This window comes from Jatrophihabitans cynanchi (assembly GCF_027247405.1).
GTDB classification, from domain to species: domain Bacteria; phylum Actinomycetota; class Actinomycetes; order Mycobacteriales; family Jatrophihabitantaceae; genus Jatrophihabitans_B; species Jatrophihabitans_B cynanchi.
In genome coordinates this window covers 3,405,363-3,423,020 of sequence record NZ_CP097463.1, presented here as the reverse complement: position 1 = coordinate 3,423,020, position 17,658 = coordinate 3,405,363, and the positions used below count along the sequence as shown (strand labels likewise).

General features: G+C 72.0%; 19 protein-coding genes. 10 read left to right on the top strand and 9 right to left on the bottom strand.

Features of this window, described 5'->3' with window-relative positions; all coding sequences use genetic code 11:
• Positions 1–2: 2 nt before the first annotated feature.
• The 4 genes from moeZ to ku all read right to left on the bottom strand — a co-directional run bounded on the left by moeZ (position 3) and on the right by ku (position 4,762).
• Entirely contained in the window at positions 3–1,181 is a 1,179-nt protein-coding gene (gene moeZ / locus M6B22_RS16650; protein WP_269442692.1) for an adenylyltransferase/sulfurtransferase MoeZ, read from the bottom strand.
• A 174-nt stretch (positions 1,182–1,355) separates the two neighbouring features.
• The gene (locus M6B22_RS16645) at positions 1,356–2,417 is read right to left on the bottom strand and encodes a DUF3152 domain-containing protein (protein WP_269442691.1); all 1,062 of its coding nucleotides are present in this window, start codon (positions 2,415–2,417) and stop codon (positions 1,356–1,358) included.
• Between the two features lie 54 nt (positions 2,418–2,471).
• On the bottom strand, positions 2,472–3,458 hold the full coding sequence (locus M6B22_RS16640; protein ID WP_269442690.1) for an alpha/beta fold hydrolase: 987 nt from the start codon (positions 3,456–3,458) through the stop codon (positions 2,472–2,474).
• Positions 3,459–3,727: 269 nt separating this feature from the next.
• On the bottom strand, positions 3,728–4,762 hold the full coding sequence (gene ku, locus M6B22_RS16635) for a non-homologous end joining protein Ku (protein ID WP_269442689.1): 1,035 nt from the start codon (positions 4,760–4,762) through the stop codon (positions 3,728–3,730).
• 77 nt (positions 4,763–4,839) lie between these two features.
• On the opposite strand from ku, the gene ligD (M6B22_RS16630) reads away from it, so the two are divergent.
• The 4 genes from ligD (M6B22_RS16630) to M6B22_RS16615 all read left to right on the top strand — a co-directional run bounded on the left by ligD (M6B22_RS16630) (position 4,840) and on the right by M6B22_RS16615 (position 7,780).
• A complete protein-coding gene (gene ligD / locus M6B22_RS16630) occupies positions 4,840–5,766 on the top strand; it encodes a non-homologous end-joining DNA ligase (RefSeq protein ID WP_269442688.1) in 927 nt (308 codons plus the stop codon).
• Positions 5,759–6,694: a non-homologous end-joining DNA ligase gene (gene ligD, locus M6B22_RS16625; RefSeq protein ID WP_269442687.1), complete on the top strand. Its 936-nt coding sequence runs from the start codon at positions 5,759–5,761 to the stop codon at positions 6,692–6,694. The genes ligD (M6B22_RS16630) and ligD (M6B22_RS16625) overlap by 8 nt, the downstream gene beginning before the upstream one ends.
• 34 nt (positions 6,695–6,728) lie before the next feature.
• Complete coding sequence (locus tag M6B22_RS16620; RefSeq protein ID WP_269442686.1) at positions 6,729–7,379, top strand: TetR/AcrR family transcriptional regulator; 651 nt, start codon at positions 6,729–6,731, stop codon at positions 7,377–7,379.
• A gap of 173 nt (positions 7,380–7,552) precedes the next feature.
• Entirely contained in the window at positions 7,553–7,780 is a 228-nt protein-coding gene (locus M6B22_RS16615) for a DUF3107 domain-containing protein (RefSeq protein WP_269442685.1), read from the top strand.
• Positions 7,781–7,805: 25 nt separating this feature from the next.
• Here M6B22_RS16615 and M6B22_RS16610 read toward each other — a convergent pair whose 3' ends face one another.
• Positions 7,806–8,489, bottom strand: a complete 684-nt coding sequence (locus tag M6B22_RS16610) for a ferritin-like fold-containing protein (RefSeq protein WP_269442684.1) — start codon at positions 8,487–8,489, stop codon at positions 7,806–7,808.
• A 164-nt stretch (positions 8,490–8,653) separates the two neighbouring features.
• Here M6B22_RS16610 and M6B22_RS16605 point away from each other — a divergent pair, with 164 nt between their 5' ends.
• Genes M6B22_RS16605 through M6B22_RS16590 form a run of 4 tightly spaced genes read left to right on the top strand, consistent with a single transcriptional unit; the run spans position 8,654 to position 13,175 of the window.
• The gene (locus M6B22_RS16605; RefSeq protein WP_269442683.1) at positions 8,654–10,234 is read left to right on the top strand and encodes a DEAD/DEAH box helicase; all 1,581 of its coding nucleotides are present in this window, start codon (positions 8,654–8,656) and stop codon (positions 10,232–10,234) included.
• Between the two features lie 28 nt (positions 10,235–10,262).
• The gene (locus tag M6B22_RS16600) at positions 10,263–11,525 is read left to right on the top strand and encodes a hypothetical protein (RefSeq protein WP_269442682.1); all 1,263 of its coding nucleotides are present in this window, start codon (positions 10,263–10,265) and stop codon (positions 11,523–11,525) included.
• On the top strand, positions 11,522–12,370 hold the full coding sequence (locus M6B22_RS16595) for an alpha/beta fold hydrolase (protein WP_269442681.1): 849 nt from the start codon (positions 11,522–11,524) through the stop codon (positions 12,368–12,370). The genes M6B22_RS16600 and M6B22_RS16595 overlap by 4 nt, the downstream gene beginning before the upstream one ends.
• 19 nt (positions 12,371–12,389) lie before the next feature.
• Entirely contained in the window at positions 12,390–13,175 is a 786-nt protein-coding gene (locus M6B22_RS16590) for an oxygenase MpaB family protein (RefSeq protein WP_269442680.1), read from the top strand.
• 43 nt (positions 13,176–13,218) lie between these two features.
• Here M6B22_RS16590 and M6B22_RS16585 read toward each other — a convergent pair whose 3' ends face one another.
• A complete protein-coding gene (locus tag M6B22_RS16585; RefSeq protein WP_407935535.1) occupies positions 13,219–14,079 on the bottom strand; it encodes a RecB family exonuclease in 861 nt (286 codons plus the stop codon).
• Complete coding sequence (locus tag M6B22_RS16580; RefSeq protein WP_269442678.1) at positions 14,076–14,954, bottom strand: PHP domain-containing protein; 879 nt, start codon at positions 14,952–14,954, stop codon at positions 14,076–14,078. The genes M6B22_RS16585 and M6B22_RS16580 overlap by 4 nt, the downstream gene beginning before the upstream one ends.
• A 22-nt stretch (positions 14,955–14,976) precedes the next feature.
• Between M6B22_RS16580 and M6B22_RS16575 the strand changes: the two genes are divergently transcribed.
• The gene (locus M6B22_RS16575) at positions 14,977–15,372 is read left to right on the top strand and encodes an NUDIX domain-containing protein (protein WP_269442677.1); all 396 of its coding nucleotides are present in this window, start codon (positions 14,977–14,979) and stop codon (positions 15,370–15,372) included.
• Here M6B22_RS16575 and M6B22_RS16570 read toward each other — a convergent pair whose 3' ends face one another.
• Positions 15,373–15,879 carry a MaoC family dehydratase gene (locus M6B22_RS16570; protein WP_269442676.1) on the bottom strand — a complete coding sequence of 169 codons (507 nt, stop codon included), beginning with the start codon at positions 15,877–15,879 and terminating at the stop codon, positions 15,373–15,375.
• Positions 15,880–15,958: 79 nt separating this feature from the next.
• Between M6B22_RS16570 and corA the strand changes: the two genes are divergently transcribed.
• Entirely contained in the window at positions 15,959–17,050 is a 1,092-nt protein-coding gene (gene corA / locus M6B22_RS16565) for a magnesium/cobalt transporter CorA (RefSeq protein ID WP_269442675.1), read from the top strand.
• On the opposite strand, the gene M6B22_RS16560 is transcribed toward corA, so the two are convergent.
• A complete protein-coding gene (locus tag M6B22_RS16560) occupies positions 17,051–17,638 on the bottom strand; it encodes a suppressor of fused domain protein (RefSeq protein ID WP_269442674.1) in 588 nt (195 codons plus the stop codon).
• Positions 17,639–17,658 lie beyond the last annotated feature (20 nt).

Genomic DNA, 17,658 nt, shown 5'->3' with positions numbered 1-17,658 from the left:
GGTCAGTACGAGGGCAGGCTCGGGTCGATCTGGCTGACCCACGCCGTCACGCCGCCCTGCACGTGCACGGCGTCGGCGAAGCCGGCGTTCTTCACCGCGGCCAGGGTCTCGGCCGAGCGCACGCCCGTCTTGCAGTACATGACGATCTGCTTGTCCTGCGGCAGGGAGGCCAGCGCGTCGCCGCGCAGGATCTCGTCCTTCGGGATCAGCGTCGCGCCGGGGATGGAGACGATCTCGAACTCCGCCGGCTCACGCACGTCCACCAGGTACACCGGCTTGTCGGAGTCGAGCAGGTCCTTCAGTTCGGCCGCGGTGATCGTCGAGCCGGCCGCCGCCTGCTGCGCCTCCTCGGACACGACGCCGCAGAACGCCTCGTAGTCGATCAGCTCGGTGACGGTGGGGTGTTCGCCGCAGACCGCGCAGTTCGGATCCTTGCGGACCTTGATCTTGCGGAACTCCATCTCCAGCGCGTCGTACACCATCAGCGAGCCGAGCAGCGGCTCACCGATGCCGGTGAGCAGCTTGATCGCCTCGTTGGTCTGCAGCGCACCGATCGTGCCGCAGAGCACACCCAGCACACCGCCCTCGGCGCAGGACGGGACCATGCCCGGCGGTGGCGGCTCCGGGTAGAGGCAGCGGTAGCACGGCCCGTGCTCGGCCCAGAACACCGACGCCTGCCCGTCGAAGCGGTAGATCGAGCCCCACACGTACGGCTTGCCGAGCAGCACGCACGCGTCGTTGACCAGGTAGCGCGTGGCGAAGTTGTCGGTGCCGTCGACGATCAGGTCGTACTGGCTGAAGATGTCCATCACGTTGGACGAGTCGAGGCGTTCCTCGTGCAGCTTGACCGTGACCAACGGGTTGATCTCGACGATCGAGTTGCGCGCCGACTCGGCCTTGGAGCGGCCGATGTCGCTCTGGCCGTGGATGATCTGGCGCTGCAGGTTCGACTCGTCGACCACGTCGAAGTCGATGATCCCGAGTGTGCCCACACCGGCCGCGGCGAGGTACATCAGCGTCGGTGAGCCGAGGCCGCCGGCACCGATCGCCAGCACCTTGGAGTTCTTCAGACGCTTCTGCCCGGCCATCGCGACGTCCGGGATGATCAGGTGCCGGCTGTAGCGCCGCACCTCCTCGACGGACAGCGACTCGGCAGGTTCCACGAGCGGCGGCAGCGACACAGGACGGTCCTCACGGTTCGACGGATGTACTGGCTGAACCACATCGGCGGGGCTCTGCATTCCCATTGTCCCCCGGCACTCTCGCCGAGTGGCGACCGGACCGCCCGAGTGGCGGGCAACCGGTCGCCACTCGGCGGTGCCACTCGCCACTCGGCGGAGCAGTGAGGGGCGGACTCAGTCGCCGTTGATCTGGAACTCGCTGTTCGCCGGGGTGTCCGGCTGCTCCGCCCCGGGCGCGCCGCCGGCACCCGGCGGGTAGGGCCAGGGGTTCGCCGCGCACAGCTTGCCGGTGTTGGGGTCGGTGAGCCCGATCGTCTGCTGCATCATCACCGGCGCGAGGCCACCGGGCAGGCACTCGTGCGCGTGCTGGTGCCCCATCGCGTGACCGTCCTCGTGGTTGATCATGTAGAGGCGGTAGGCGTTCAGATCGCCTACGTACGCGGCCGAACCGCGCACCCACCGCGCCACGTCGAGCACCACCCGGTTCACCGGGCTGGTGTCGCCGGCGGGCACGTAGCAGGACGTCTCGACCGGGAGTTCGTAGCCGCACAGCGCCCGCACCGTCATCACCGAGGTGAGCGAGACGTGGAAGTCGACGGTGCCCGAGTCGACGCGCTGCAGCGACACCCCGTGCCCGGACCAGGATCGCGGGTCGGCCAGGGTCTGCTGCACGAGTGTCTCGAACTGCGCCACGTCGACGCCGGTGATGCCCTTCTCCACCTCGACGCTGTAGCGGAACAGGTGCCCCGAACCGACGACCTTGCTGGTGCCCTTGAGCACCTGGAAGGTGCCGTCGCCCTTGATCGTGTACTTCGCGCCCGGCGGCAAAGCTGCCGAACGCAGCGCGGTGTCGTGCGCGCCGGCGCCCGGTGCGTCCGACTTGAGCGCGGTGTTGCCCGACGCGACCGGGGGTGGGACCGCGTTGTTCTGCGCCGCGCCGCTCGGGCCGGGGCCGGCGCCCGAGGAGTGGGTGGTAACCGTGTTGTGCGCGGTCAGCAGCGCGGCCACGGTGAGCACGAGCAGGATCGGCAGCGCGTACGCGCGCCAGCCGTACTTGGCGACGAAGCCGCGCACGGCCCGGCGGCCGCCGCCGCGCTGCCACTCGCCGCCGAACGTGGCGACGCCGCGCCGGGCAGCTTCGACGTCGTGGTCGGCGTGGTGGCCGGGCTCGTCCGGACGACGCGTGCCGACTGCGTGAGCGAGCTCACCCCGCTCGCGATAATCGCGGTCCGCCACGGGTCCCAGGTTGCCACAGCGGCCCGGAAATCCGGGTCAACCCGCCCGCCGGTCTCAGGATCGGGCGACCGCGGCGGCGTCCTCGAGCAGGCCGAAGAAGGCACGCGCGGACGTCTGCGGATCCTCCATCATCGCGGTGTGCCCGATGTCGGTGAGCACCAGCACCCGAGAGTCCGGGACCGCCGCGGCGACGTAGCCGGCAAGGTCCGGTGCGACCAGCTTGTCCTGATCGCCCCACAGCACGAGCGTCGGGGCCTGCACCCGGCCGATCGCGGCCCAGGTCGAGCGCGCGCGAAAGAGCTGGTTCATCGCCAGGCCGCGCATCGAGCGCAGCATCGCCTCGTTCGCCCAGGCCATCGCCGCACGGTCCTCGGTCTCCGTCACGTCCTGCGCGAGCCGCTGTGCGGGATAGCGCGACGGGTCGGCCAGGACGATCCGCATCGTGCCGCGAACCCGGGACTCGGCCGAGGCACGGCCGATCCGGCGCAACGCGGCACCGCCGAGCCCCGGCAGGACGAGCAGCACCATCAACGGGTTCGCCTTCAGCGGATGCAGGCGCAGCCGGCGGACGTCCGGCACCGCGGGCGAGATCAGGGTGAGGGTGCGCACCAGGTCCGGACGCTGGGCGGCGACCCGCAGCGAGATCTCCCCGCCCATCGAGTTGCCGACCAGGTGCACCGGTCCGCGCGCACTGCGATCCAGGTAGGCGATCACCGTGCGGGCGTGCTCGGCGAGCGAGTAGTTGCGGCGCGGCGACGGCCCGGAGTACCCGTGCCCGGGCAGGTCGATCATCTCCACGTCCAGGCGGGTGCGCAGCTGGCCGGCGAAGTCGGTCCAGTTCAGCGCCGAACCGCCCAGGCCGTGCACGAGCAGCGCCGGTTCGGCGTCCTCGACCAGCGCCGGCGCGTGCCGGATGCACAGGTCGGCGCCGTTGGCCCGCACGCCGCGGTCCGGCCACACCCGCGAGTCCGGATCCAGCGGCGGCAATTCGATCTCGGACAGCCGGGCGGCGGGCGCGGAGCGGCTCGGGGTGCGTGCCATGGCGGTGACTGTACAAACCGGGCGCGGCCGCGTCGCGACGGCGTCCGCGCTCTGCGTGCCGCGTGCCGCGTGCCGCGTGCCGCGCGCCGGCAGCGACGACGGCACCGGGGATTCGGCGATGATCACACCGGTCGGGCCCATGCCAGCCCTACCTCGCTGCGTACATCGGGGTCTGCACGCATCCGTGCACGCAGACCCCGATGTAGCGGCGTGCTACACCACACGCGCTAGGCCGGGTGCGCTAGACCGGGTGCGCTAGACCGGGTGCGCTAGGCGGACTTGCGCGCCGCCTTCTTCGCAGCCGTCTTGTTCGCCGGCGCCTTGGCGGCGGCCTTCTTCGCAGTCGTCCTCGCAGCGGGCGCCTCGGTGTCGGACGACCTCTTCGCCGCGGCCTTCTTTGCCGGCGCCTTCACGGCCGTCTTCGCGGCCGTCTTCGCGGCCGGCGCCTCGGTGTCGGACGACTTCTTCGCCGCGGCCTTCTTCGCCGGCGCCCGGGTGGCCGCGGCTTCGTCCGGCACCGACTCGCCACGGCCGCGCTTGGCCGCCTCGACCGAGGCGCGCAGCGCGGACATCAGGTCGACCACGTTTCCGGCCCGCGGTTGCGCCTCCTCCGGCTCGACCAACTCCCGGCCCTCGACCTTCGCGTCGATCACCGCCTGCAACGCCTCGCGGTAGTCGTCGGTGTACTCGGTCGGGTCGAAGTCGCCGGACATGCTCTCCACGAGCGACTGCGCCATCTGCCGTTCCTGCGCACGCAGCTGCACGTCCTCGTCGAGGAAGCCGAAGTTCGGGGTACGCACCTCGTCCGGCCAGATCATCGTCTCCAGGACGACGACGCCCTCGCGCACCCGCAGCGTGGCCAGCTGCTCGCGGCTGCGGATCGCCACCTTCACCAGGCCGACCATGCCGCTGTCGGCGAGCGCGTCGCGCAGCAGCACGTACGGCTTGACCGCGTTCTTCTCCGGCTCGAGGTAGTAGCTCTTGGCGAAGTAGATCGGGTCGATCTGCTCGGCCGGCACGAACTGCAGCACGTCGACGACCTTCGCGGTGGGCAGCGGCAGGTCGGCGAAGTCCTCGTCGGTCAGCACGACGGTTTCACCGCTCGGCAGTTCGTATCCCTTGGCGATGTCGCCGTAGGACACCTCCTCGCCGTCGGCCTCGGCGACCCGGCGGTAGCGGATCCGCGAGCCGTCGCTGCGCCGGACCTGATGGAACGCGACGTCGCGTTCCTCGGTGGCCGAGAACAGCTTGACGCCGATACTCACCAAGCCGAAGGACACCGTGCCCTTCCAGATCGACCGCATCGCAACCTCGTCCCTGTGCGCCTCGGGTGAAGGCGTTCGTTGACCGCTCGGTGCCGTCCCTGACCAGAATGGTACGGATGAAGCCGATGCTGGCCAGTTCTTTGAGCGCGCTGCCGGACGGTCCGGGCTGGGCGTTCGAGTTCAAGTGGGACGGCGTCCGGGCACTGCTCGACGTCAGCGACGGGGTCGTCAGCATCCGCAGCCGCAACGGCAACGAGATCAGCCCGGCCTATCCGGAGCTGGTCGAGCTCGCCACCGGCGTCGACGACGTGTTGCTGGACGGGGAGATCGTCGCATTCGCCGGCGGCCGTCCGTCCTTCGAACGGCTGCAGGCGCGCATGCACGTGCGCTCGGGCGCCCAGGCCCGGCGGCTGGCCGTGGGCACTCCGGTGACGTTCGTCGTGTTCGACCTGCTGCGCCGTTACGGCGTCGGGCTGGCCTCGCGCCCCTACGTCGAGCGGCGCGCGACCCTCGACCGGTGGATCGCCGAGCGGCCGGGTTGGACGCTGAGCCCGTTCTTCGACGACGGCGCGGCGACGCTGGCGGCAGCGCGCGAGCACGGCCTCGAGGGCGTGCTCGCCAAGCGGCTCGCCTCGCCCTACCGTCCCGGCGTGCGCAGTCCGGACTGGGGCAAGCTGCGCTTCGTCAACTCCGGCGAGTTCGTGGTGGTCGGCTGGGAGGGTGCGGCCGGGCAACCGGACGAGCTGTCCTCGCTGGTGCTCGCGCAGCGGCGCGGGGGTGTGTTCACCTTTGCCGGCAAGGTGGGCAGCGGGCTCGACGCCCGGGCCCGCACGACGATCCGGCGCGCGCTGGACGAACGCGCGAGCTGCCCGCTCGACGTGCCGCCGCAACCCAGCCCGGGGCGCGTGGTGAGCTGGTGCGAACCGACCGTGGTGGTCGAGGTCGAGTACACGATGTGGACCGACGACGGCCGGCTGCGCCACCCGGTGTTCCGGACCGTCCGCACCGACAAGGACCCGCAGGAGGCGACCGGCGATGGCTGACAGCTCGGGCAAGGTCACCGTCGAGGTGGACGGGCACCACCTGCAGCTGAGCAACCTGGACAAGGTGCTCTACCCGGCGACCGGATTCACCAAGGGTGAGGTGCTGGACTACTACACGCGGATCGCGCCGGTGCTGCTGCCGCACCTGGCCGACCGCGCGCTCACCGTGAAGCGCTACCCCAACGGCGTGGACGAGAAGTTCTTCTTCGAGAAGAACGCGGCGCGCGGCACGCCGGACTGGGTGCGCACGGTGAACCTGCCCGTCCCCGGCTCGACCAAGAATCGCGAGACCATCGACTACGTGGTGGTCACCGGGCTGGCCACGCTGGTACGCCTGGCCAACCTTGCCGCGCTCGAACTGCACGTGCCGCAGTGGCGCATCCCGGTCCGGGCGCGCAAACCGAGGCCCGATCTGATCGTGTTCGACCTCGACCCGGGGCCGCCGGCGACGATCGGCGAGTGCTGCGAGGTCGCGCTGCTGCTGCGGGACCTGCTCGCCGAGGACGGGCTGACGCTGTTCGCCAAGACGTCCGGCTCGAAGGGGATGCAGGTGAGCGCGCCGGTGTCCGTCGCCGATCCGGAACTCACCTCGCAGTTCGCCAAGAACCTGGCGCAACGGCTGGAGCGGCAGCACCCCGACCTCGTCGTGTCGCGGATGACCAAGTCGCTGCGGCCGGGAAAGGTGCTCGTCGACTGGAGCCAGAACAACCCGGCCAAGACGACCGTCGCGCCGTACTCGCTGCGGGCGCGCGAGACGCCGACGGTGTCGACGCCGCTCGAGTGGTCCGAGGTCGCGTCGGGCGGCATGCTTCGGTTCACCGCGGGCGAGGTGCTGCAGCGGGTCGCCGAACGTGGGGATCTGTTCGCCGGGACGCTGGACGACAGGCTGCGCGTGGACGTGACCCGGGCGCTCGCTACCCGCGAGTAGAGTTCGCCGGACATTCCAGGCGGAGGCGGTGAGGATGAGCAGCAGCGCAGGCGCGGGAGCCGCCGGCCTCGGCCGCGCCGGCCGGCTGCCGCGCTCGGCCCGGCGCAAGCAACTGCTCGCCGCCGCCCAGGAGGTCTTCGTCGCCAACGGCTACCACGCGGCCGCGATGGACGACATCGCCGAGCGGGCCGGGGTGTCCAAACCGGTGCTGTACCAGCACTTCCCCGGCAAGCTGGAGCTGTACCTGGCGCTGCTCGACACGCAGGCCGAGGCGCTGTCGGCCGCCGTGCACGAGGCGCTGGCCCGCACCGAGGACAACCAGCAGCGCATCCACGGCGTGCTGAGCGCCTACTTCGAGTTCGTCGACCGCGACGACGAGGACGGCGCGTTCCGGCTGATCTTCGAGACCGACCTGGGCAACGAGCCCGCGGTGCGCGCACGCGTCGAGGCCGTCACCGAGAAGACGATGAAGGCCGTCGCCGACACGGTCGCGGTCGACACCGGCCTGGACCGTGCCTCGGCCGAGCTGCTCGCCACCGCGCTGACCGGCGCCGCCCAGGTCGCGGCCCGCTGGTGGCTCGCCAGCGAGCGGCCGATCTCGCAGGCCGATGCCATCCGGCTGCTGGAGGGCCTGCTGTGGCGGGGCATCGCGAACTTCCCGCGCCAGGCCGAGCTGCCGCACTGACTCCCGTTCGCTCTGGGCACTCCGGGTCGCGTTCGCTCTGGGCACTCCGGGTCGCGTTCGCTCTGGGCACTCCGGGTCGCGTTCGCTCTGGGCGCAGGGGTTCTGACGGCGGCGCCGCGCACGCTCGGCTAGCGTGGACGGCCACGACCGCAACGAACTGCAGGAGGACCCGCGTGGAGGTCAAGATCGGCGTGCTGCACACGCCGCGCGAGATCGCGATCGAGAGCTCGCAGACCCCGGACGAGGTCGAGCAGCTCGTCGCGACCGCGCTCAAGAGCGTCGACGGCCAGCTCGCACTGACCGACGAGAAGGGCCGCAAGGTGATCGTGCCGGCGAACCTGATCGCCTACGTCGAGATCGCCCAGGCCGACAAGCGCAGCGTGGGCTTCGTCGCCGGCTGAGCTGCCCGGCCGCCTCGACCGCGGCTCAGCTGGCCAGACCCAGGGCGCGCATCCGCTCCTCGTGCCGTTCGGTGATGCGGGTGATCATGCTCGCGACGCCGGACAGCCCACCGGTTCCCGCGACCATCAGCATCATCAGCGAATCGCGGTCGGCGAGCACGTGCTGGGTCTGCGAGATCGCCTCGCCGACCAGCCGCCGGGCCCACAGCGCGGCCCGGTCGGCCGCGGCCGGGTTGGCGCTGACGGCGGCCCGTACCTCGCGCAGCGCGAACTCGGCCCGGCCGCCCCCGCCCGCCACGCCTGCGTTGGCGGCGGTACCCGCGCTGTCGGCCAGCACCTCGTGGATCAGGGTGCGGGTCGACTCGTCCACGAACGAGGCCACCTCGCGGTAGAAGTCGGCTGCCATCCCGTCGCCGACGTACGCCTTGACCACGCCCTCGAGCCAGGTCGAGGGCTCGGTCAGCGCGTGGTAGGTGTCCAGCGCCGCGACGAACGGCTCCATCGCCTCCGCGGGGTCGGCACCCAGCTCGCGCAGCCGGCCGGCGAGTCGCTCGTAGTGACCGAACTCGAACGCCGCCATCGCCGACATCTCGGCGCGGCCGGCCAGCGTGGGCGACATCCGGGCGTCGTCGGCCAGCCGGTCGAACGCGCTCAGCTCGCCGTACGCGAGCGCCGCCAGCAGGTCGATGATCGCGTCAGGTGTGGGCACGTGGGCAGGGTATCGGGACAGACCGGTAGCATGAGGGTGCAAGAGCATCACGAATCTGCGCGTTGACCGCACCTCGCTGCACGCCTCCCCCCGCTCGGGGTCGCAGGCGGCCAGGACCGAGACCACATCAGACACGGTCAGCGCACCTGAAAACAGGGACGTACATGACCGACAACTCCACAGACCTGCTCACCGAGGAAATACCCGAGCCGCTCGAGGCCCGCGCACCGGTTGCGGCCGAAAGCCCCGCGTTCAGCGACTTCGAGGTCAAGCCCGAGATCGTCGCGGCGCTCGCCGACGTCGGCATCGTGCGCACCTTCGCGATCCAGGAGATGACCCTGCCGATCGCCCTCGCCGGCAACGACCTCATCGGCCAGGCGCGCACCGGCACCGGCAAGACCCTCGGCTTCGGCGTGCCGCTGCTCAACCGGCTCACGCTGCCCGGCGGCGAAGCGGCCGCACCGCAGGCGCTCGTCGTCGCGCCCACCCGCGAGCTCGCGGTGCAGGTGTCCGGCGACCTCGCCGCCGCCGGCAAGCAGCTCGGCGCGCGCGTGCTCACCATCTACGGCGGCCGCGCGTACGAGCCGCAGGTCGACGCGCTGCGCAAGGGCGTCGACGTCGTCGTCGGCACGCCGGGACGGCTGCTCGACCTCGCCCAGCAGGGCCACCTGGTGCTCGGCAACGTGCGCATCCTGGTGCTGGACGAGGCCGACGAGATGCTCGACCTCGGCTTCCTGCCCGACATCGAGAAGATCATGAAGATGCTGCCCGAGAAGCGGCAGACGATGCTGTTCTCGGCGACGATGCCCGGGCCGATCGTGGCGCTCGCGCGCAGCTTCCTGAACCAGCCCATCCAGATCCGGGCCGAGCACGGCGCGAGCACGCCCCGCACCGACCACATCGACCAGTTCGCCTACCGCGCGCACTCGATGGACAAGCTCGAGCTGCTCGCCCGGGTGCTGCAGGCCAAGGGCCGCACCCTCACCCTGATCTTCACCCGCACCAAGCGCACCGCCGCCAAGGTCGCCGACGACCTGCTCAGCCGCGGCTTCGCCGCCGCCGCCGTGCACGGCGACCTCGGTCAGGGTGCCCGCGAGCAGGCGCTGCGCGCATTCCGGTCCGGCAAGGTCGACGTGCTGGTGGCCACCGACGTCGCCGCGCGCGGGCTGGACGTCGAGGGCATCAGCCACGTGATCAACTATCAGGCGCCCGAGGACGAGATGACGTACGTCCACCGCATCGGCCGCACCGCCCGCGCCGGAGCGAAGGGCAACTCGATCACGCTGGTCGACTGGGACGACATGCCGCGCTGGAAGCTGATCTGCGACAAGCTGGACCTGCCGCTGCACGAGCCGGTCGAGACGTACTCCACCTCGCCGCACCTGTACCTCGAGCTGAACATCCCGGCCGAGGCGAAGGGCGTGCTGCCGCGGGCCGAACGTACCCGCGCCGGCCTGGACGCCGAGCAGCTGGAGGACCTCGGCGGTCGGGCACCGAAGTCGACCCGCCCGGGCCGCGGTTCGGGTGGGCCGGGCGGCCAGCGCTCGGCCGCCCCGCGCGCGGACCGGCCGGCACGCAACCGCAACCGGACGCGCACGCGCGGCGGCCGACCGGTCGACGGGGCCGCGGCGTCCGAGGCTCCGTCCGCCGACCCGGCCGCGAACCCGGCCGCCGACGGCGCGGCCAAGCCGGCCCGGCGCCGGCGCCGCCGCCCGGCGAACTCCACCGGCCCCGCCGCGGAGTGACGCCGCCGCAATAGGTCAGGATGGACCGGTGAGCGTCCGGGAGTACAACGCGCGCCTGCGCCCGTGGCGCATCGGGTACGCGGCCGCCATCGCGGTGGTCGTGATCGCCGTCGGGGTGATCGTCAAGATCGCCTACAACCACGGAGAGATCTCGCACGCGACGCTGCGCACCGCCGCTCGCCCAGCTCCCGACGTGCCACTCAGCACCACGTCCGCGACGCTGAGCACTGCCTGGACCAGTGCCGACCACACGGCCATCGGCACGCCGTACTGGCGCGGCACGGTGGTCACCTACTCCCAGCATGCGGTCACGGGACGCAACGGCCTGACCGGCAAGGCGATGTGGAGCTACACGCGTGACGACCGCACCACCTGCACCGCTGCACAGCTCGGCGGTGTCACGATCGCGGTGTACGAGGTCAACGGCAACTGCGACGAGCTGACCGCGCTCGACACCCAGACCGGCGTCCGGCAGTGGGTCCGCACGCTGGACAAGGACGGCCACGAGCTGAACGGGCATCCGTCCTACGCGGTCGGGCAGTTCACCTTCATGGTGTGGACGCCCCAGGTGATCTACGCCCTCAGCCCGGACGGCACCGCGAACGACGGCAACGGCGGCCTGGATCGCTGGGTGTTCGCCCAGGATGGCTGCACCATCAACAGCGCGGTACTCGGGTCCAGTGGCGCCCTGATCAGCCAGACCTGCCGCAAGCCCGACTGCGGCGAGCGCCAGTTCTGCGGCGCGGGACAGCAACTGCTGCTGCGCGACGCGACTGCCGGCGACAACCACGACGACGCGAAGAACCCCGACAAGATCAAGTGGAACCTGATCGGCAGCACGCTGCTGCCCGCGTCAGCCGACGGCGTGATCAGCGCGGTGCACCCGGGCGGGACGGCGCTGACCGTGCTGGACCAGCAGAAGGGCACGACCGTGAGCACCCTCCCGCTGCAGGCGCCCGCCCGCGAACACCCGCAGGCGATCGCGGCCGCGCGGGCGCAGCTGGTCAGCACCGGCGGCTACACCTACGCCGTCGGGCTCAGCGGCACCAGCGTGCTGTGGTCTGCACAGACCGCGAACCCGCCGGCCGTCACCTCGCGCGAGGACGCCACCACCCCGGACCTGTCCCACGCGATCGTCGCCACCGTCAGCGGCGGCGCGATCAACCTGCTCGACGGTGTGACCGGCACCGTGCAGCGCACCCTGGCCGTCGGGACGGCCTCGGGCGGCACCGCGTACGCGTTCGGCACCGGCTTCGTCGTGGCCGGCGACCGGACGGCGGTGTATCGATGACGCGCATCGCCAGCCAGCTCGATCTCGGCGCCGCCCGACCGCTGTCGATCGCCACTGCGGACGGGCCGATCGCGGCGTTGCACAGCGGCCCACCGGACGGCCGCCCCGCGCTGCTGCTGCCGGGCTACACCGGGAGCAAGGAGGACTTCGGCCCGATCATGGACGCGCTGGCCGGCGCGGGACTGCACGCGGTCGCGATCGACCTGCCCGGGCAGTACGAATCGCCCGGACCCACCGAGGTCGCGGGCTACACGACCGGCGCGCTCGGCAGCCGGGTGCGTGAGATCGCCGCGCAGCTCGGCGACGGGGTGCACCTGGTCGGCCACTCGTTCGGTGGGCTGGTCGCGCGCGCCGCCGTCCTCGCCGGTGCCGACCTGTTCGCCTCGCTGGTGCTGATGGATTCCGGCCCGGCCGCGCTGAGCGGTTCGCGCGCCGAGCGCATCGAGCTGATGCGCCCACTGCTGCCCGAGCTGGGCGTCGCCGGAATCTACGCGGCCAGCGAAGCCCTCGCGGCGAGCGAACCGGATCACGTCCCGGATCCACCGGAACTCGCCGCGTTCATGCAGCGGCGGTTCGTGGCGGGTTCGGCGGCGATGCTGGCCGGCATGGGCGAGGCCGTGACGAGCGAACCCGACCGGGTCGCCGAGCTCGCCGCCGCCGGGCTGCCGATGCTCGTAATGTTCGGCGTGCGCGACGACGCGTGGTTGCCGCAGTTGCAGCGCGAGATGGCACTGCGGCTGGGCGCGCGGTGCGTCGAGATCGACGGCGCCGCGCACTCCCCCGCCGTCGAGAATCCCGAGGCCACCGCGACCGCGTTGATCGAGTTCTGGCGGGCGCAGGGCTGAGCGTGCCACTGTGGAGCGCGTGAGCGACCTGGGCTACTTCGGGCCGGACAGCGTCACCTGGCGCGTGCACGGCGAGCCGGTGGCGGTCGTCGGCGGGCTGCGCGCGCTGCTGCTGCAGGCGCTGCACCCGGGCGCGATGGCCAAGCTGGCGCAGGTGTCGGACTTCCAGGACGATCCGTGGCCGCGGCTGCAGCGCACCGTCCGCTACGTCGCCGTCGTGTCGTTCGGGACGCGGGCGGACGCCGACCGGGCCGCGGCCCGGGTGCGCGGCGTGCACCGCAGGCTCGGCGTGGACGACGGCGAGCAGCTGGCCTGGGTGCACGCCTGCCTGGTCGACTCGTTCCTGGCCGCGGCGCGCGCAGCCGGTCTGCGGCTCACCGCGGCGGAGGTGGACCGGTACGTGGCCGAGCAGGTGATCGCGGCCGAACTGGTCGGCGTCCCGGACGATCGGATCGTGCGCGATCTGGCCGGGCTGCGCGCGTTCTTGCGTCAGATCCGGCCGCGACTGGCCGGCACGCCCGAGGCGCGCGCGGCGGCCCGGTTCGTGCTCGCCCCGCCGTTGCCGGTGCCGCGCCGGTACGTGCTGCCCGCCCGGCTCGGCTGGACGACCGTGACCTCGCTGGCGGTGGGGCTGCTGCCGCCGTGGGCGCGGCGCATGTACCGGCTGCCGCCGCTGCCCGGCGCGCAGCTGGCGACGGCCGCGGGGATGCGCACGCTGCGCACCGCCACCCGCACCCTGCCGGTGCGCTATCGCGAGGGTCCGCTGTACCGCGACGCGAAGCGCCGCGCGGCAGCGGCCGGCTGATCACGGTCGGTGCCCGCGGCGGGAGCCCGCCGGGATGGGCCGCTCAGCCGAGCTCGGCCAGTCCCGCCCAGGGGGTGATCTCGGTGGACGCGGCGGCGCCTTGCGGGCAGTGCGCGCGGAAGTCGCACCACGAGCACACCGGTCCGGGGCGCGCCGGGAACACCTCGTCGGCGTCCGCGCCGGCGGCCAGCGTGTCGGTCGCCGCCACGATGTCCTGCGCCGTCGCCTCGGCGCGGGCCAGGTGCCGGGCCAGCGACCCGTCGGTGTGCTCGCACGCGGCGACCTCGCCGGACGGGACGTGGTGCAGCTCCACCCGCCGGCACGGGCGCCGGAACACGCGCCGGGCGGCGAGCACGTACAGCGCGAGCGCCTGCGAGCCGCGCGCCTCGTCGGCGCTCACGCCGCGGCGTCCGGTCTTGTAGTCGACCACCACCAGCTCGCCATCCCGCTCGTCCACCCGGTCGATGCGCCCGCTCACCGCGAGCTGCCCGGTCGGGAACGCGACGGTGCGCTCGACGCCCACCGGTTCGGCGTCCGGGTCGATCCCGTCCAGGTAGTCACGCACCCAGCGCGCGGCAAGGTCCCGGTGGCGCTGGGACATCGCGTCGTCCTTGAAGCCCTGCTGGCTCCACTCACGCTCGACGAGCCGCTCGCCCTCGTCCGGGGTACGGCTCTCCCGCGGCAGCGACCACCAGCGGGCCAGCGCCAGGTGTACCGCGTTGCCGACGGTGTTGTGTGCCCACGGCGGACCCTTCGGCGGCGGCGGGCGGTCCAGGTAGGTGAACCGGTAGCGGCGCGGGCAGTCGAACGCGGCCAACCGCGACGGCGTGCACGCGAACAGCCGCGTTGGCCGCGTAGCAGGGTCAGCCCCGGCGTGTCTGCCTGCTGGGGGGCCAACGGTCATCGGAGCGGCTCGCGGGCGCTGGCGTGTTCGAGCAGCGCCTGGTACGCCTCGGGATCGGTCAGGCAGGCGCCGAGCGGGTTCCGGCTCTTGTTCGTGCCGTGATAGTCGGACGATCCGGTCGCGACCAGGCCGAGGTCGCGCGCCAGCCCGGCGGCGCGGGCACGGTCGCGCTCATCGTGGTCCGGGTGATCGACCTCGAGGCCGACCAGGCCGGCCGCGGCCATGGCGGCGACCGTCTCATCGCTCACGGTCGGGCCGCGCCGGGTGGCGATCGGGTGCGCGAACACCGGCAGGCCGCCGGCGGCACGCACCAGCCGGATCATCGTGAAGACGTCGGTGTCGGCCTTCGGTTCGTAGTACGGCGATCGCGAGGAGATGGGCCCGGCGAACGCGGCGTCGACACTGTCCACGACCCCGGCGGCGACCAGCGCGCGGCCCAGGTGCGGACGGCCGACCGTGCCGTTGCCGGCGAGCGCCTCGATCTGCGCCCAGGTGATCGGCAGGCCGTCGGCGACCATCCGCTCGACCATCACGCGACCGCGGCCGAGGCGGCTCTCGCGCAGCCGCGCCCGCTCGGCCCGCAGCGCGACGTCCTCGCGGTCGAACAGGTAGCCGAGCAGGTGCAGCGCGATGCTTCCGCGCAAGCGAGGCGTGCCCGGGCCGTTCTCCGGATGCCAGCGGCAGGAGAACTCCGTGCCCACGAGCAGGGTCAGCCCTTCCGGCCGCGCGGCGATGGCATCGTCCCAGCCTGCGGTGGTGTCGTGGTCGGTGATCGCGACGACGTCCAGGCCCGCGGCGCGCGCGTTGACGACCAACTCAGCGGGCGTGTCGGTGCCGTCCGACGCATCCGAGTGGGTGTGGAGGTCGATGCGCACCCGGTCACCCTACGGTGGACCGATGGACGTGCAGGCGTGCGCGGGTGCGCTGGTGTACGACGCCGACGGGCGGCTGCTGATGGTGCGGCGGCGCAACCGGCCGTCGCAGGACCTGTGGTGCGAGCCGAGCGGACGCTGCCTGCCCGGCGAGCCCGCCATCGAGGCGTGCGTGCGCGAGTGTGCCGAGGAGACCGGGCTGCTGGTGCGACCGATCCGTCGCGCCGGCGCGATCCGGCTCGACGGCGACGGCACCAGCTACGAGATCGAGGACTTCGTCTGCGAACTGGTCGCTGGCACCCTGCGCGCGGGCGACGACGCCGCCGAGGCGCGATGGGTGTCGGCGGCCGAACTCGCGACGCTGGAGCTGGCGCCGGGCGTGCTCGAGTGCCTCACCGAATGGGGTGCCCTGCCGCGCTGATCACGTCTCGCGCGGGATCGGCTCCGGCCGTCCGGGCTGCTCGGCCGCACCGGCGTAGTCGCGCGTCGGCACCATGACCTTGCGCCGGAAGACGCACACGATCGTGCCGTCCTGGTTGTAACCGATCGTCTCGACGTACACGATGCCGCGGTCGGACTTGGACTTCGACGGTGTCTTGTCCAGCACCGTGGTCTCACCGTAGATGGTGTCGCCGTGGAAGGTCGGCGCCACGTGCCGCAACGACTCGATCTCCAGGTTCGCGATGGCCTTGCCGCTGACGTCCGGCACCGACATGCCCAGCAGCAGCGAGTAGATGTAGTTGCCCACCACCACGTTCTTGCCGAACTGGGTCGTCCGCTCGGCGTAGTTGGCGTCCAGGTGCAGCGGGTGATGGTTCATCGTGATCAGGCAGAACAGGTGGTCGTCGTACTCGGTGACCGTCTTGCCGGGCCAGTGCTTGTAGACGGCGCCGACCTCGAACTCCTCGTAGAAACGGCCGAACTGCACGGTGGTCCCTCTTCCTGTCGCTGGCACTTACCCGGTGATCCTGCCCGGTCGCCGTGCCGGACGGGGCAGAATGTGGCCGATGCCAAATGTTCCGCGCCCGCGCGTTCCCGGCCGCCTCGTCCCCGGCCGCCGGGGGCGCGGCCATCCGCCGCTGCCGGGCGAGGCGGCGGCGGGGTCGGCCGTGGTCGACTGCGCCGTGTACCGCGACGGTGAGCGCCAGCCGGGTGCGCCGAGCTGGCAGGAAGCCGTCGACGACGTCGAGGCCGGCGGCACCGGGTTCGTCTGGATCGGGCTGCACGAGCCGACCGCCGCGCAGATCGTCGGCATCGCGGACCGCTTCGGCCTGCACCCGCTGGCCGTCGAGGATGCCGTGCACGCGCACCAGCGGCCGAAGCTGGACCAGTACGACGCGCAGCTGTTCGCCGTCGTCAAGACGGTGCACTACGACGACACGCTGCCCGGCGGCACGGCCGAAGTGGTCGAGACCGGCGAGGTGATGGTGTTCCTCGGCGCGAACTTCGTGATCACGGTGCGGCACGGTGAGCACGGCAGCCTGCGGAACGTCCGCAAGAAGCTCGAGTGCGATCCGGCCCTGCTCTGCCTGGGTCCGTCGGTGGTGCTGCACGGCGTGCTGGACGCCGCGGTCGACTCGTACCTGGTCGTGACGAAGGCGCTGCAGGAGGACATCGACGAGGTCGAGACCTCCGTGTTCGGCACCCGGCAGCGCCCGCCGGACTCGAACTCGATGTACGTGCTCAAACGCGAGGCGCTCGCGCTGCGACGGGCGACCGCGCCACTGGCACCGGTGCTGCGCACGCTCGCGCGGGCGCCGCTGCCGCTCGTGCAGGAGGACGTGCGCGACTACTTCCGCGATGTCGAGGACCACCTCACCCGCGTGGTCGATCAGGTCAACTCGTTCGATGACCTGCTGACCACGCTGGTGACGGCGAACCTCGCGCGCGTGTCGGTGGTGCAGAACGAGGACATGCGCAAGATCTCGGCCTGGGTGGCGATCGCGGCGATCCCGACCATGGTCGCCGGCATCTACGGGATGAACTTCGAGCACATGCCCGAACTGCACTGGACGTTCGGCTACCCGCTGGTGTTGTTCGTGACCGCGTGCATCTGCTTCACCCTGTACCGCGCCTTCAAACGCAACGGCTGGCTGTAGCTACGTCAGGTCCGCGGCCGGCCGGGCCAGGTCGAGCAGGTCCAGCTCTTGCCCGGCCCAACGTTCGCGCAGCGCGGCGCTGCCGTGCACGCGGCACCAGGCCAGCTCGGTAGCCGTGGCCGGGACGACCTGAAGCACGTCGACCCGGCCCGCCACGGTGTCGACGCCGCCGATCACGGACTCGTGCACCAGCACGCCGCTGCACCGCACGCCGGCCGCGAGCGGTGCGCCGAGATCGACCGTCATCCCGGGCGAGTAGACCACTCCCTCGACGGCGGGCGCGGCCGCGAGCACGGCAAGCGAGCGCCACACGTCACCGAAGGAGTCGGTCGGATCGCGCAGCTGCAACAGCAGCTCGGCACGCGGGCCGTCTGCCTGTTGCACCAGCTCGCCGGCACCGGTCATCGGCCGGCGCGCCATGCCCAGGCTCAGGTAGGCGCGCTCGCCGGGTACCGGTTCGAATCGCAGCACCTCGACCGGCTCGACGCCGACGAAGGACACCGACGCCCGCACCGGCGACTGCCCGAAGTGCTCCTGCAGCAGCGCATCGATGCCCGCCAGCACGTCCTCCGACCGTCCGTCCTGCATCCGGCAACGCTATCGAGCGG

Bases quoted from the DNA above. Each gene is read 5' to 3' on its own strand.
- M6B22_RS16605 (WP_269442683.1), top strand. From the start codon at position 8,654: ATGACCGACAACTCCACAGACCTGCTCACCGAGGAAATACCCGAGCCG.
- M6B22_RS16585 (WP_407935535.1), bottom strand. From the start codon at position 14,079: ATGACCGTTGGCCCCCCAGCAGGCAGACACGCCGGGGCTGACCCTGCT.
- ligD (WP_269442688.1), top strand. From the start codon at position 4,840: ATGAAGCCGATGCTGGCCAGTTCTTTGAGCGCGCTGCCGGACGGTCCG.
- ligD (WP_269442687.1), top strand. From the start codon at position 5,759: ATGGCTGACAGCTCGGGCAAGGTCACCGTCGAGGTGGACGGGCACCAC.
- ku (WP_269442689.1), bottom strand. From the start codon at position 4,762: ATGCGGTCGATCTGGAAGGGCACGGTGTCCTTCGGCTTGGTGAGTATC.
- M6B22_RS16575 (WP_269442677.1), top strand. From the start codon at position 14,977: ATGGACGTGCAGGCGTGCGCGGGTGCGCTGGTGTACGACGCCGACGGG.
- M6B22_RS16595 (WP_269442681.1), top strand. From the start codon at position 11,522: ATGACGCGCATCGCCAGCCAGCTCGATCTCGGCGCCGCCCGACCGCTG.
- M6B22_RS16620 (WP_269442686.1), top strand. From the start codon at position 6,729: ATGAGCAGCAGCGCAGGCGCGGGAGCCGCCGGCCTCGGCCGCGCCGGC.
- M6B22_RS16560 (WP_269442674.1), bottom strand. From the start codon at position 17,638: ATGCAGGACGGACGGTCGGAGGACGTGCTGGCGGGCATCGATGCGCTG.
- M6B22_RS16640 (WP_269442690.1), bottom strand. From the start codon at position 3,458: ATGGCACGCACCCCGAGCCGCTCCGCGCCCGCCGCCCGGCTGTCCGAG.
- corA (WP_269442675.1), top strand. From the start codon at position 15,959: ATGCCAAATGTTCCGCGCCCGCGCGTTCCCGGCCGCCTCGTCCCCGGC.